Origin of the sequence: Frankia sp. AiPs1 (assembly GCF_023716945.1) — a bacterium.
Lineage (GTDB): Bacteria > Actinomycetota > Actinomycetes > Frankiales > Frankiaceae > Frankia.
In genome coordinates this window covers 22,400-37,097 of record NZ_JAMQQF010000016.1, presented here as the reverse complement: position 1 = coordinate 37,097, position 14,698 = coordinate 22,400, and the positions used below count along the sequence as shown (strand labels likewise).

The 14,698-nt window shown below is 72.3% G+C and carries 10 protein-coding genes and 1 pseudogene; 7 read left to right on the top strand and 4 right to left on the bottom strand.

The features are described from left to right. Positions 1-420 (bottom strand): annotated as a pseudogene (locus ND748_RS03980) (hypothetical protein); the annotation flags it as partial. Positions 421-895: 475 nt separating this feature from the next. Here ND748_RS03980 and ND748_RS03975 point away from each other — a divergent pair. Both ND748_RS03975 and ND748_RS03970 read left to right on the top strand, forming a co-directional pair. After that, positions 896-1,753: an SAM-dependent methyltransferase gene (locus ND748_RS03975; protein WP_251744066.1), complete on the top strand. Its 858-nt coding sequence runs from the start codon at positions 896-898 to the stop codon at positions 1,751-1,753. A gap of 321 nt (positions 1,754-2,074) precedes the next feature. Beyond that, positions 2,075-3,253, top strand: a complete 1,179-nt coding sequence (locus ND748_RS03970) for an ABC transporter substrate-binding protein (RefSeq protein ID WP_251744065.1) — start codon at positions 2,075-2,077, stop codon at positions 3,251-3,253. A 21-nt stretch (positions 3,254-3,274) separates the two neighbouring features. Here ND748_RS03970 and ND748_RS03965 read toward each other — a convergent pair whose 3' ends face one another. Next, positions 3,275-4,621, bottom strand: coding sequence for a phosphotransferase (locus ND748_RS03965; RefSeq protein WP_251744064.1), 1,347 nt, complete (start codon positions 4,619-4,621; stop codon positions 3,275-3,277). A 278-nt stretch (positions 4,622-4,899) separates the two neighbouring features. Here ND748_RS03965 and ND748_RS03960 point away from each other — a divergent pair, with 278 nt between their 5' ends. Genes ND748_RS03960 through ND748_RS03950 form a run of 3 tightly spaced genes read left to right on the top strand, consistent with a single transcriptional unit; the run spans position 4,900 to position 7,514 of the window. After that, the gene (locus tag ND748_RS03960; protein WP_251744062.1) at positions 4,900-6,300 is read left to right on the top strand and encodes a DUF418 domain-containing protein; all 1,401 of its coding nucleotides are present in this window, start codon (positions 4,900-4,902) and stop codon (positions 6,298-6,300) included. Between the two features lie 16 nt (positions 6,301-6,316). Beyond that, positions 6,317-6,856, top strand: coding sequence for a sensor histidine kinase (locus ND748_RS03955; RefSeq protein WP_251744061.1), 540 nt, complete (start codon positions 6,317-6,319; stop codon positions 6,854-6,856). Positions 6,857-6,875: 19 nt separating this feature from the next. After that, complete coding sequence (locus ND748_RS03950) at positions 6,876-7,514, top strand: response regulator transcription factor (protein WP_251744069.1); 639 nt, start codon at positions 6,876-6,878, stop codon at positions 7,512-7,514. A gap of 46 nt (positions 7,515-7,560) precedes the next feature. Here the strand turns inward: ND748_RS03950 and ND748_RS03945 are convergent, their stop codons facing one another. Beyond that, positions 7,561-8,763, bottom strand: a complete 1,203-nt coding sequence (locus ND748_RS03945) for an alpha-hydroxy acid oxidase (RefSeq protein WP_251744060.1) — start codon at positions 8,761-8,763, stop codon at positions 7,561-7,563. A 173-nt stretch (positions 8,764-8,936) separates the two neighbouring features. After that, positions 8,937-11,717 carry an AMP-binding protein gene (locus ND748_RS03940; protein ID WP_251744059.1) on the bottom strand — a complete coding sequence of 927 codons (2,781 nt, stop codon included), beginning with the start codon at positions 11,715-11,717 and terminating at the stop codon, positions 8,937-8,939. 758 nt (positions 11,718-12,475) lie between these two features. On the opposite strand from ND748_RS03940, the gene ND748_RS03935 reads away from it, so the two are divergent. Continuing rightward, entirely contained in the window at positions 12,476-14,041 is a 1,566-nt protein-coding gene (locus ND748_RS03935; protein ID WP_251744057.1) for an MFS transporter, read from the top strand. 18 nt (positions 14,042-14,059) lie between these two features. Next, positions 14,060-14,638 (top strand): TetR family transcriptional regulator, encoded by a 579-nt coding sequence (locus ND748_RS03930; RefSeq protein WP_251744056.1) that lies wholly within the window; start codon positions 14,060-14,062, stop codon positions 14,636-14,638. Positions 14,639-14,698: the final 60 nt, after the last annotated feature.

Sequence of the window (14,698 nt, the reverse complement as noted above, 5' to 3'; positions counted from 1 at the left end):
GGCCTGCCCGGCCGTGCGCGCGAGTTCGGCCAGCTCGCCGAGCTCGGCCGGGTCGATCGGCGCGAGCGCCGCGGCGAGCACCGGCGCGAACGCCTCCTGTTGCGCCGCAAGGATGGCCTCGGGTGACGCCTTGCGCCACACGGCCGGAATGATGCTGGCGACCAGCCGGGGGTTGACGTTGTAGAAGGTCGCCACCACCACGTCGGCCGACGTCGGTCCCAACAGCGCGGCGCGGGTCACCAGGTTCACGACCGCGACGTCGTCGAGCCCGAGGTCGAGTCGGGCCAGCGCCGCGTGGACAGCCGGGCAGAGCACGCCGGCGCCGAAGGTGGGCTCGATCGCCAGCAGCGCGGGACGGGTGCGGGCCACGTCCACTCCGGCCGCTGCGCCGTCTGTCAGGATGTGCCCGTCCGTGGTCACCATTCGTCTCCTCTCATCACGCGGGTAGTGACGCCGCAACGGCGACCCGACACGTCGGGCACGAAGAACCGGCCGAGCGGACAATACGCGTGTGCACGCGCCGGAAAATCGCCGGACGCACGGCGACGCCGGCTGATTCGATATCGGCGTCGGACGGCCGCACGGGTCCTCCCACAAACCGCGGAGGACGACCGGCGGCGGGCCGAAGAATGGCGTCGCAAGGCGATCCGGTCGGAACGGGAGACGGACCGTCCGCGCGGCGGCCGTCCGTACTGCTCGCAGAGCCGGGTAACGGTGGTCCGACGCCGATAATGGTGTTAGCGCGGCGAGCGGAAATGATGGTCACGGCGGCACCGTACCACTCTCCAGCCACGCAGTGAACAGCGTTGACCTTCCGCCGACTCGTGGACCCACCGAGGCCGCTGCGGCTAGGGTGATTAGGGCGGGATCGTCCGACTTTGAGGGGCAGGTTGCGGTGACCGAAGCGGCTGCAGGAAACGCCCCCGGCGGGCAGTGGTGGACCTCCCTCGCCGACGAGCCCCAGCCGGCCGACCTGAAGATCGACGAGGCGCATTCCGCCCGGATGTACGACTACTACCTGGGCGGGAAGGACAACTTCCCGGCCGACCGGCAGGCCGCGGAACAGGTGCTGGCCACCTATCCGAACGCCCGCAACGTCGCCCGACACAACCGCGCCTTCATGATCCGCGCGACCCGCTTCCTCGCCGGCGACCGCGGGATCCGCCAGTTCCTCGACATCGGCACCGGCATCCCCACCTCGCCCAACCTGCACGAGGTGGTTCAGGAGATCGCCCCGGACACCCGGGTCGTCTATGTCGACAACGATCCGATCGTGCTCGCCCACGCCCGCGCCCTGCTGACCAGCAGCCCCGCGGGCCGCACCGCCTACCTCGACGCGGACCTGCGCAACCCGGGCCTCATCCTCGACTCCCCCGAGCTGACCGAGACCCTCGACCTGACCCGGCCGGTCGCCCTCTCACTCATCTCGATCTTCCCGTTCATCCCCGACTCCGACTCCCCGCTCGACATTCTTCGCACGCTGCTCGACGCGCTGCCCGCGGGCAGCTACCTGGCCCTCACCCACGCCACCGCCGACTTCGATCCCGCCTTCGAGGCGTCGGCGTCGGCGTACCGCAATCGCCGCATCCCCAACCAGCTCCGCAGCCGCGCCGAGGTGCAGCGCCTGTTCCTCGACCTGGAACTGCTTTCCCCCGGCGTCGACCTCGTCCACCGCTGGCTCCCGGACCCCGTCCACGCCGATCTCACCGACGCCGACGTCAGCGTGTACGGCGGCATCGCCCGCAAGGCGTAACCCGCCGGGCGGGCGGCCTGGCCCGGTTCCGCCCAACACCACGTGATTGCGCACATCGGGACATTCGCGACAATAACGAATATGCCAGCCAGTCATTGGCCGCGGATGCCGGCCTCGGTAGTGTTGCCGCACTGATCAGCTCCACAATGTTGATCAGTGCAGGATCGAATGCACGGACGCTTATTCCGCCTCGCCGGCGGCAACTCCACCTCGCCGGCGGATGTGCCGTCCTGCCGCCCGATTAGCGCGCTGCCACCCACCTCCGTGCCAGGGAGTCCCATGTTCACGTGCCGCCATTCGAGACCTCTGGCGGTGAGCGCCATGTTACTTCTGGTGGTCGCCGGTGCCGGTGGTTGCTCAACCTCCGGTGTGGCCTCGGCGTCCACCTGCGACACCCCGGGGGTGACGGCCGACCACGTCAACCTCGGCGTCCTCTACCCCGACACGGGAGCGGTCGCGAGCGCCTTCGGCGCCGTCCGTTCCGGGATCGACGCCCGCCTGGGCGTGGCGAATTCCACCGGCGGTGTCCGCGGCCGCACCATCACCTACACCTGGCGGGACGACCAGGGCGCGGCCGCCACGAACGAGACCGCCGCCCGCGATCTCGTCGACGGCCAGCATGTCTTCGGCATCATCGAGGCGACCCTCGCCGCGAGCGGTAGTGCGCAGTACCTGGCGGACCGGAATGTCCCGGTGACCGGCCTGGCCGCCGAGCAGGTCTGGTCGAAATACCAGAACATGTTCGCCTTCTCGTACGTCAGCGCCGCTCCCACCGACACCTACGGGCAGTACGTGCGCTCCCAGGGCGGCAGCCGAGCGGTCGTGGTGCAGACCGCGCTGTCGACCGGCGTCTCGGACGCGGCGGCGAGATACGGGCGCAGCGTGGACGCCGCCGGTGTGCAGGTCCTCGACACGCTGAACTACACCCCGGGCGCGGACAGCCCGCAGTCGGTCGCCCAGCGGATCGCCGCCCTCGATCCGGACACCGTCATCAGCGTGGTCCAGCCGGACGCTCTCGTCGCGATCCTCGACGCGCTGCGCGCCGCGGGCCGAAGCCCGAAGGTCGTCCTGTCCGCGAGCGGCTACGACCGCCGGCTGCTGCGCACCTACGGCCCCCGGCTGGCGGGACTGAGCGTCCCCGTCTTCTACCGGCCCTTCGAGTCCGGCGGCCCGGCCCTGGCCGCCTACACCACGGCGATGACCCGCTACTCGCCCCAGATCAGCCAGCCGGAGCAGGACCTCGCCGTGACCTCCTACATCGAGGCGGACATGTTCATCCGCGGCCTGGAACTCGCCGGCGCCTGCCCCACCCGAGACGGCTTCATCACCGCGCTGCGATCCGTGACGCGCTACGACGCCGGCGGCCTGATCAGTCCGATCAACATCAGGACCGGCCTCGGCAAGCCGACCACCTGCTACGCCTTCGTCCAGGCCAACGCCAAGGGCAGCGCGTTCGACGTGGTGGCACCGAATCTGTGCGGCAAGGAGCTCACCCCCTGATCCGCGAAACCCCCGCCCCGCTCACAGGCTGGGCTGCGCGACGTCGCGGTGCTGTGTGATCCACGAGCCCGCCGGGCCGTTGAGCATGCGGGCCCGGTGCAGGCGACGGTGGAACAGCGCGACGAGCTCGGCGTCGTGGCGGCCGTCGTCGGCGAGGACGAAGTCCTCCAGCGCCCGCTCGCCGTCCACCCACGACCGCGGGCGTCGGCCCACCAGGGCGGCGGTGTCGTCGAGGTCCGCGTCGACGACCGCCGCCCCGATCTCGTCGATCCGCTGCAGGTGTCGGGCGAGCCGCACCGACATGCGGTTGTGGTAGCGCTGCGCGCCGGCGCCGAGGTCCTGCCCCTCGAGTGAGCGGGTCAGGTGCTGGTGCGCCGGCCCGTAAGCCGACCCGACCGGCCCGGGCTCGGCCACCTGCGCCAGCTCGACCCCGACGACGGTGGCGATTCCTTCGAGCGCCATCAGATTGGTCTCGATGCACCAGTGCAGATTGAGCATGTAGTCCGTGCCGGGCACCGGATCGGCGAGCACGGAGTGGAACTCGAGCTGGTTCGACAGCGCCCACAGAATGTAGTGGTAATGGACGGCCTGGAGGTCCACCGCGGTGCCGCTGCGCTCCTCGTAGCGGCGCATCAGGGGGGCGAGGTCGCCGAGGGCCACGAACGGGCTGCGCACCCACATCCCGCCGAGATCCTGCATGGGGTCGCCGACATGGCCGAACTCCAGGTCAAGCAGCGCGGTGATGCGCCCGCCGGAATGCAGGAGCTGGCCGGCATCCCAGACGATGGCCGACTCGCGGCCGCGTGAGTCGGGGCGATGCCGCGACAGCCAGCCCAGCACGAATTCCTGGAAGGGATCGGGTCGCTTCTTCAACTTCCGGTAGGCGGACTCCTCGAAGTGCCGCAGGCCCACCGCACCGGGATCCTCACCGGCACCGGCCCGCACGACGCCCGCCGCCACGAACGGCGCCAGGTCGAGCGCATGCAACCGGACGAGGATGTCGATGTAGTCCTCCATCGCCCGGCGGCGCTCGTCGGCCGGCACGCCCTCGAAGGAGTCGCGTCCCTCGACGCGCGCCATCACATATGCCCGCGGCTCCTCCGACCAGCCGTGGACGGCCGGCACCGGAATGCCCTGGTCCTGCAGGACCGACTGGAAACGCATCTCGTGCGCGAGCGGGAACGCCGACGGCGAGTCGACCCGCTCGCCCCGCACGTATAACGGCACCAGCTCGCCGTCGCGTTCGACATCGACCCACCAGGCCGGGCGCCAGCGCGCCTGCCGCTCGATGCGGACGACCTTCCCGCCCACCTCACGTTCCAACCAGCCGGTGATCCACCTGGCGTGCTCGTCACCGTGGTCAGGCAACCTGGCCTCCCAGCGTCATCGCGGCCGAGCCCACGCACACGTGTCGACGCTCGTCACCGACCTGCCGCGGTTACTCGGTCGTCGGCCCTCACTCGGCTCGCATGGCGGGCATACGACGATCATCATGAGCGCCACGGCCCCGCCTGTCACACGATTCCCCGGAGCCATGGGCGGCGGACATGGCGGCGTCAGGCGAGCTGGGGAGGGTGCAGGCCCCCGATCGAAGAGGGTGTCCAGGCCCCTCGTGGCGGTGGCCGGGCGCCGCGAGTCTGAGGGTCATGACGCAGCCACTTCCCGCGCCGGCATCCTCGCCCGGACCTGTGCACCTCGTGCAGCGCGCGCTGGCCCCCGACCTGGCCCGCGGCGCGATGCTGCTGTTCATCGCGCTCGCCAACGCCGGGAACTGCGCCTTCGCCGGCCGGCCCGGCATTGACGGCACGCCCCGCGGCGCGGAGCGCGTCGTGAACTTCCTGATGATCACGCTGGTGAACAACCGGGCGTACCCGGTCTTCGCGGTCATGTTCGGTTACAGCCTCGTCCAACTCGCCCGCCGCCGGGCGACCGACCGCGACGGCGGGCGGCGTGTCCTGCTGCGCCGCAACGCCTGCCTCATCGGCTTCGGCTTCGTGCATGCGACGCTGCTCTACTTCGGCGACTTCCTCGGCGCCTACGGAATCGTCGGCATCCTCGCGACCCTTTTCATGCTCCATCGAGGCGACCGTTTCCACCGGCTCGTGCTCTGGCTCTGGGGAATCCAGACGCTCGAGGCCGCGGCCGTCGCGCTGGCGGTCGTCCTGCGCTGGCAGCGGGGGCAGGCGACACTGACCAACTCGGCCGACCCGTCGCTGGCGGCGTCGTCCTACGGGCGCTCGGTCCTCGACCGGCTCGCCGAATGGCCCGTCCACACCGCGACCGTGATTCCCTTCCTCGTCATCGTCTGGCTGGGCATCTGGGCGGCACGGCGGCGCATCCTCGAGGACCCTGCCGCGCACCGGACGCTGCTGCGTCGGGTCGCCTGCGTCGGCCTCGGTATCGCCATCGCCGGCGCGCTGCCGTACGCCTTCGTTTCGGCCGGTATCGCGCATGTCGACGCAGGTACAGTGCACCGCATGTCGTGGCTCCACGCGGTCACGGGCGAGTACGCCGGCCCCGGCTACGTGGCCCTGTTCGGCCTGCTGGCGGCGCGACTGGCCCAGCCGCGGCGCGTGCGCTCGGATCGGGCCTGGAGCTGTGTGCACGACGTGGCCGCCCTGGGACGCCGTTCGATGACGGGATACCTGTTCCAGTCGGTGGTGTGGCTGGCGCTGTTCTCCCGGTGGGCACTCGACCTCGGCGGCTCCACCTACGTTGCCGCCCTCGCCGGCCTGCTTGGCGGGCTGGACGCTTCGCCGGCCGCCGGGCCGCCGCCGGCGGCTGGCGGCCGGACGAGCGGTGCTGGTGCTCCTCGTGCCGGTCGATCTGACGGTGTGGGCGCTCTCCGGGGGTGGGTACTTCTGGCCGCTGTGGAGCACCACAGCGTGGTCGATCCTCTTCGGCGTGCACGCCTGGGTGGTCAGCCGCCGCCCGGACGGCCGGGAGAAGGAGCTCACCAGACGGGTCGACATCCTGACGCACACCCGCCGCCGGGCCCTCGACGGGCAGGCCGCCGAACTCGCCCGGGTCGAACGGGACCTCCATGACGGCGCCCAGGCGCGCATGGTCTCGCTCGCGCTCAGCCTCGGCATGGCGCAGGACCTGATCCGGGCGGACCCCGACGCGACCGCGCAACTGCTGAGCGAGGCCCGGTCCACCGCGGTCAGCGCCCTGGCCGACCTGCGCACCGTCATGCACAGCATCCACCCCGCGGTGCTCGCCGACCGCGGCCTCGCCGGCGGTCTGCGGGCCCTCGCCCTGGACCTCGCGCTGCCGGTGACCGTCGACGGCGATGCCCCGGCGGCGCTGCCTGCGGCGGTGCAGTCGGCCGCCTACCTCGCGACCGCCGAGTGTCTCGCCAACGCCGTCAAGCACAGCCGGGCCACGGCCGGCGGGGTCACCCTGCGCCACGACGGGGCCGTCCTGAGGATCGTCGTCACCGACAACGGGATCGGGGGCGCCGACCCCGCGGCAGGGCTGGGGCTGCGCGGCGTCATGCGCCGGCTCGAGACCTTCGACGGCCGGCTCGACCTCGACAGCCCGGCGGGCGGGCCCACCGTCATCACGATCACCGTGCCCCACGGTCCGGGCCGCCTGCCGTGAGCCGCCTGCCGTGAGCCGGATGCGGATCGTGCTCGCCGAGGACCTGACCCTGCTGCGCGACGGGCTCATCCGGCTGTTCCAGGCGCACGACTTCGAGGTCGTCGCGGCGGTCGACAACGGTCCCCAGCTCATCCGGGATCTCGTCGCGCTGCGCCCGGACGTCGCGGTGGTCGACGTCCGCCTGCCACCCGGCTACTCCGACGAGGGGCTGCGGGCGGTGCTCGCCGCCCGCCAGCAGGTTCCCGGCCTGCCGGTGCTCGTCCTGTCCCAGTACGTCGAGCAGCTCTACGCCCGGGAGCTGCTGGCCGACGGGCTTGGTGGAATCGGCTACCTGCTCAAGGACCGGGTCTCCGACGTCGGGCAGTTCATCGCGGCGGTACGGCGCGTCGCCGACGGCGGCACGGCGCTCGACCCGAGCGTCGTGGCGAAGCTGCTCGACAGTCGCCGCCGGCCGCTGGACCGACTCAGCCCGCGGGAACGCGAGGTGCTCGCCCACATGGCCCAGGGCCGCTCGAATGCCGCGATCGGAGCCAGCCTGGTGATCACCGAAAGGGCCGTCGGGAAGCACACGGCCAGCATCTTCACCAAACTCGGCCTGCAACCGTCCGAGGACGACAACCGCCGCGTCCTCGCCGTCCTCGCCTACCTGGAGGGATAGCGCATGGGCGGAGGCGGCCGCACTCGGCCGGTCGAGCAGGCCGGGCCTACGGCGTCGACGGTGACGGGATGGCGGGGATGCGCGCACCCGAAACGAGGCTTCGGTCGAGGTCCGCCACGGTCGCGGCGCCGAGCAGGGCCATCGCGCGGTCGAACTCCGCGCGCAGCAGCTCGATCACCCGCAGGACGCCGGCCTCACCGCCCGCGGCCAGGCCGTACAGATAGGGCCGTCCCACGAAGACACCCGCGGCGCCGAGGGCGAGCGCCTTGGCCACGTCGTTGCCGCGCCGGACACCTCCGTCGAGGAACACCGCGAGCCGGCCCGCCGCCGCGTCGACCACCTCCGGCAGGATGTCGATGGTCGCGGGGACGCCGTCGAGCTGCCGACCGCCGTGGTTCGAGACGACGACCCCGTCGACGCCCAGCTCGACGAGCCGGTCGCACTCGTCCCCACGCATCAGACCCTTGAGAAGCAGCGGGCCCTCCCACAACGACCGGATCCGCTCGACGTCCGACCAGGTGATGCAGTCCGACGACGACGTGATCGTCGCCCGGGTCTGGTCGAGGCTCAGGGGGGTCGGACTGGCCGCACCGGCCGGACTGGCGGCACGGCCGGCGCCGAGCTGGCCGCGCAGGTAGTCGACTTTGCCGCGGACGAAGTCGGCTGCCCACGCCGGCTTGCCCGCGCCCTGCAGCAGCGTCCGGGGATGCGGCGGCCGGTTCATGAGCCGGTTGCGCGTGTCGCGCTCCCGGTTACCCAGGACCGGGGTGTCGATGGTGATGGCCAGCGCCCGGTACCCGGCCGCCGCGATCCGCCGGAGGAGGTCGCCGAGCTCGGCGCGGTCGGGGGGCAGGTAGAGCTGGTACCACAGCGTGCCGGCCGAGGCGGCGGCGACGTCCTCGAGCGGGAAGGCCGCCACGGTGCTCTGCATGTACACGACGTCCGCCCGCGCCGCGGCCCGCGCCACGGCGAGCTCCGCGGAGGAACGGGCGAGGCGGCTCGCGCCCGTGGGCGCCAGCATGATCGGCATCGACAGCCGTTCACCGAACACGGTCGTCGAGAGGTCCCGCGTCGCGACGTCGGCGAGCGGCCGCGGACGGAACTCGATGCGGTCGAACGCCGTACGGTTGCGCCGCAGCGACACCTCGTCGCCGGCGCCGCCCGCCAGGGCGTCGAAGACCACCCGGGGAAGCCGGCGGCGCGCCAGCCTCCGGACGTCCTCGACGTTGACTGCGTCCTGCACCCTCACGAATACGGACCCTTCGCTGTCGGCGGGTCACGGCAGCGCGGTCCTCCCCGCCGCCGAGATGGTCAGTCGGTCCACCGGCCGCCCGGCCGGCATCACGCCAGGAAGCACCCACGCGGCGGCCGGTCAGGCCCTCCGGGGACCGGTCAGGACCGGTCAGTCCCTGCGGGGGCGGGTCAGGCCCTGCGGGGGCTGGTGCGGCCGGCGAGGACCGCCCGGATGTCGGCGGCGATCTCGCTGACGACGGGTTCGCGTAGCACGGTGTCGTGGTCGCCGCCCACGGTCCGGTAGACCGCCTCGCCGGTCAGCAGCGCGCGCCAGACATCCCGACGGTGCGCCGGCGACGCGGTCGCCGTGTAGACCAGCGCCCGCCCGTTCCAGGGCCTCGGCCGGTACAACCTGGTGAGCACCCGGGACTGGTCGTAGAAGACGTCGTACTGGTTCATGCCCCTGAACTGGACGACACCGGCCATCGGAAGCTGGGCCGCGCGCCAGGCCCGGCCGAGCAGGGCCCGGGCGGCGACCCGCGCGGCAGCCCCCACGCCGCGCGCCGGGCCCGTGGCCGATCCCCCGACCCGGTCCGCGGCTGCGCCCGGAGGCGGCGTCGTGCCCGGGGGCGAGGTCGCGGCCAAAGGCGAGGTCATACCCGGAGGCGAAGGCATACCCGGAGGCGAGGGCATACCCGGAGGCGAGGGCATGGCCGGAGGCGAGGCCATGGCCGGGGCCCCTGGCAGCGCGGAGGGCAGCACCCCGCCCGCGAAGACGCCGCCGGACGGGTCGGGCGGGAAGCTGTCGATGAGGATCAGCACCTCGACGTGGCCGCCGGCCTCGGTGAGCAGCCGTGCGGTCTCGAAGGCGACGAGCCCACCGAAGGAGTGCCCGGCGAGGTGGTAGGGGCCGGCGGGTTGGAGCAGGCGCAGGGTGCGGGCGTGGCGGCGGGCGGCGGCAAGGATGGACCAGTCGGGCAGGCCGCGGTATTCCAGGCCGTGGGCCTGGATGCCGTAGACGGGACGCTCGCCGTCGAAGTGGCGGGCGAAGCCGAGCATGCCGATGGCCAGGCCGCCGGCGCCGCAGAAGCAGAACAGGGGCGGGCCGTCGCCGGTGGTGCGCAGCGGGACGACGGTGGGGTGCCGCAGCACGTCGGTACCGGTGTTGCGCAGGCGGACGGTGAACTCGGCGACGGTGGGGGCGTCGGCGACGGTGGAGGTGGGCAGGTCGACGCCGAGTTCGTCGGCGATCCTGCTGAGCAGCTCCTCGGCGATGAGGGAGTCCCCGCCGAGTTCGACGAAGTCGTCGTGGATGCCGACGTCGTCGAGGTGCAGGGCGGCGGCCCACACGCCGGCGACGGCCTCCTCCCACTGGTCGCGCGGCGGGTTCTGGTCGGATCTCGGGCCGGTGGGGGCGGGGGGCAGGTGCAGGCGGTCCACCTTGCTGCGGTCGGTCCTCGGCAGCGCGGAGACCAGCATGACGACGGCCGGCACCATGTAGGACGGCAGCTTGGCCCGCAGCAGGCGTCTGATCGAGGCCGGCGAGACCCGGGCGCCGGACGCGGGGACGACGTAGGCGACCAGGCGGGTGCGCTCGGTGCTCCGGTCGGCCACGACGACGGCCTCGAGCACGTCCGAGGTCGCGAGCAGGGCGGACTCGATCTCGATCGGCTCGACGAGGTACCCGCGGATCTTCACGGCCGCGTCGTTGCGGCCGACGACCCGCAGCTGGCCACCGGCATCGAGGCGGCCGAGGTCGCCGGTGCGGTAGGTGGGCGTGCCGTCCGGGCCGACGCCGAACCGCGCGGCGCTCGCCGCCGGCGCCCGCCAGTAGCCTCCCGTGATGAAGTGGCCCGCCACGACGATCTCACCCGTCTGTCCGGGTGACAGCTCGACGCCGTCCGGTGAGATCACCCGCACCGCGACGTCGACCACCGGCCGCCCGGCCGGCATCACGCCGTCGGGCAGGTCCTCGTCCGACCAGATCGGGGCGCAGGTCGCCGTGCCGAGCTCCGAGGCCCCGTAGGAGACCAGGAACGCCGCGGTCGGCGGCAGGTGACGGCGGGCCAGCGCGACGTCGCGGGCGTAGATCGCCTCGCCGACCGACATGACGAACCGCAGGTCGTCGAGCACCTCGTCCGGCTCGAGGCAGCCGAACACGGTCCGGATCAGCGCCGGCGTGGCCACGATGCCGGCCGGCCGGGTGGTGCGCAGCCAGCCGGCCAGATTGCGCACGCCGCGGACCCGCGGGTCGTACATCTCCAGGGTGGTGCCGAAGACCAGGCCACCAACCATCCGGTTCAGCCCCGAGATGAAGGAGTAGGGCAGGAACAACGGCAGCCGGTCGCCCGGCACCGGCCGCATCACGTCCCGGACCTGGATGGCGTAGTGGATGCCGAGCAGGGCGCGGTGGTGCCAGACGACGCCCTTGGGTGCTCCGGTCGACCCGGAGGTGAAGATCAGCACGGCCGGATCGGTGTCGGCCCGGCGCGGCGCGGTCGACGCCACCCGGTCGGCCAACGCCGGGGACCAGGCGGCGGCGCGCTCGTCGCCGACGTCGACCGTCGCCACGATCCCCGGCAGCGCGGCGGCGGTCCGCTGGTCGGCGGAGCCGGCCGGTCCGGTGACGCACACCGGGGCCCCGGCCAGTCCCACGATCTGCGCGAGGCGGTCGGGGGGAGTCAGCCCGTCGAGGGGCACGCAGGGCCGGCCGCTCGCGACGACGCCCAGGACGGCCGCGATGCCACTCGCGCCGTGGGGCAGCAGCACCGCGACGGGCGTGTCCGGGTCGGCCGCGGCCGGCTCCCGCAGGATCCGGTCGGCGACGACGTCCACCCAGGCGACGAGCTCGGCGAAGGTGACGGCCAGGTGCTCATCGCGGACCGCCACGACGTCGCGGCAGACCGCGGCGACGGCGCGGATCCGGTCGACGAGGTTTCCGAACCGGTCGTCGGGACGCAGTGGCGGCACCGGCGGCCCGATCGGTGTCGGTGTCGATGCCGACATCGACACCGGCCGGGAGGGCGGGCCCTCCCTCATGTCAGCCGGGTCGGTCGTCCAGGGACGGACGGTATTGTCATGATGCCTCCGGTGCGGGCATTGGTGTGGGCGCCGTGACCGCGCGCTCCGATCGGTTCAGATTCAACACGAACGACTTTGCGGCCTGCCACCCACCTCCGTAGTAATCATTAACGTGAATGCGTGGTTGCCATGAATCCCTGCCCTCGCGAGTCGGCCCACCACGAAGCGCCACCGCCTCTTCGCGCCGCCGGGTCAATCGTGCCGGTGGCGGAGTTCACACGAATGTGATGGCACTTACGACTTACCCCGTCCATCGAGATCGAGGAATCGCCACCGAACGAGGAACTGCGGCCGCGGAAGAAACTGCCGAAGGGCGTGCTATCGACAACGCTCACGCCGCTGTCTACCGGACCGTCCACCGGTGACTCCGGGCCCGGTACAGGCAGGTCCGCCGACCGGCAATCCCGGGGCACGTTTCCTCGACGAGCCGGCGATCGTCCCAGCACCCCCGCCGCCTGCCAGCGGAGACGGCCACCCGCGGCAGGACAGCGTCGGCCTCTCCGTCCGCGGTGCCGAGGGTGCCGAGGGTGCGAAGGGTGCCGAGGGTGCGAAGGGTGCCGGGGATCCGGGCGCCCGCGGCGAGGTTTGCCATCGCCCGTAGACATCAGGCGTAGACTTACCTTGTCGCTGAATGGGGTGGATGTCGGATGAATCGCGATGACGCGGGGCCCGGACGGGCCGCACACAGACTCCTGGTGCCTGGACTGGTCTTCATCGGCATGGTCGTCGCCGTGGTCGGCAGCCTGGGCGCGCCGCTGGTGCCACTGGTCGCCGCGGTCAATCACGTCTCGGTCGACGACGCGCAGTGGTCACTGACGATCACCTTCCTGGTCGGCGCGGTCGCCACGCCGACCATCGGGCGCCTGGGCGACGGCCAGTACCGCAAACCGGTGCTGCTGGTCGGCCTGGTCATCGTGGCGATCGGCGGCGCCCTCGCCGCCCTGCCGCTGGGCTTTCCGACGCTGCTCGGCGGCCGGGCGGCCCAGGGCGTGGGCCTCGGCCTCACCCCACTCACCCTGACGGTGGCCCGCGACGCCCTGCCACCAGAGCGCGCCCGCCCGGCGATGGCGATCCTGTCGATCACCACCGTTGCCGGCATCGGCCTGGGATACCCGCTCGTCGCGCTGATCGCCGAGACCTGCGGCCTGCGCGTGGCGTTCTGGTTCGGGGTTGCCATCGCGGTCGCGGCACTGCTCGCCGCGATGGTGGTGGTGCCGTCCTCCCGCCATCGGCCGGCGACCCGGCTCGATCTTGCCGGCGCGAGCACGCTCGGGATCGCCCTGGCCGGGTTGCTGTTGGCGATCAGTGAGGGCGGGCGGTGGGGCTGGGCGTCGGCGCGCCTGCTCGGCACCGTCGCGGTCGCGATCGCGATGCTGGCCGGCTGGGTGGGGCTGGAGCTGCGCAGCGATCATCCGCTGGTCGATGTGCGCCGGTTGCGGCACATCGTCGTGCTGACCGCCGACGTGTGCGCAGTGTTCACCGGCGTCGGCATGTACCTGCTCACCTCGACGGTGACCCGCCTGGTGCAGACGCCCACGAGCGTGGGCTACGGGCTGGGTGCCTCGGTCGCCGTCGCGGGCTTGATGCTGACGCCGTTCTCCGTCGGCACGATCGCGGCCAGCAGCATCACCCGGGCGCTGATCCGCAGGATGGCGCCGGGCCGGGTGCTCTCGCTTGCCGCGAGCGTGCTGCTGGCCGGGATGGTCATGTTCGCCCTGGCCCACGACACGTTCGTGGAGATCGCGGTGGTGATGGCCATCGCCGGCCTCGGGATCGGCGCGATCTTCGCCGTCATGCCCGGGTTCATCGTGCAGTCGGTGCCCGCTCGCGAGACCGGCAGTGCGCTCAGCTTCAACCAGGTGCTGCGCTACGTCGGCTACGGAATCGGCAGCAGCGCCAGCGCCGCGATCCTGCAGGCGCACACCCGGCCCGGGGCGTCGTTTCCGGCCGACCGCGGCTATACCGCGGTTGCCGTCGCATCCTGCTTCATGTGGGTCCTGACGGCGGCCAGCAGCGTGTTTCTGCCCTGGCTCGGCGGCCGGCGGTTCGGCCTGAGCCCGGCGCAGGAGGCCATCGTCGAAGAGCGGGAGGCCATCGTCGAAGAAGAGGAGCAGGATCTCGAAAGCCTCGCTTTGGCGGTCCCCGGCGATGCCGGCCGGCCAGGCGCCGCCGGCGAGCAGACCGATACCGGCAGACCCGGGGAACGTCGATGAAGAGGAACATGACCCTTCGTGAATCATGAGACGTCCACGGCGAAGAACACGACGGTGCCGCGCCGCCGCGACGCCGCCGCCAGCAAGGAACGCCTGCTCGCCGCCGCCGCGCAGCTGTTCGCCGAACGCGGGTTCGACAGGACCACCGCTCGCGACATCGGCCAGCTCGCCGGTGTCGACCCCACCATGATCGCCCGCTACTTCGGCGGGAAGGCCCAGCTCTACATCGCGACACTGCAGGCAGCAGACGCCGGGGAGACTCCCACCGACTTCCTCGAGCCCGACCGGCTCGCCGCCCTGATCCGGCGCACCGACCGAAGCGGTCCAGGGCCGATCTTCCAGGCCGCGATCAAACCCTACGACGACCGGACGGCGCAGGAGGCCGCGGCCACCGAACTCCACCGTCGCATCGTCGCGCCGCTGGCAGCCCGGTTGGCCCACGAGCACGCCGCCGACGCGCAACTGCGGGCCGAGCTGCTCACCGCCGCACTCATCGGCGTCGTTCTCGCCCGTCACACCGGGGTCCTCGCCACACTCGCCCGCGCGGACACCGAGACAGTCATCGCGCTGCTCGACCACGTCCTCGACGAACGCTGAGCCGCTACGGGCGGCCCTGGCCCGAGCACGCCCGCCGGTCGGCCGGGTGCGTCGAGGAGG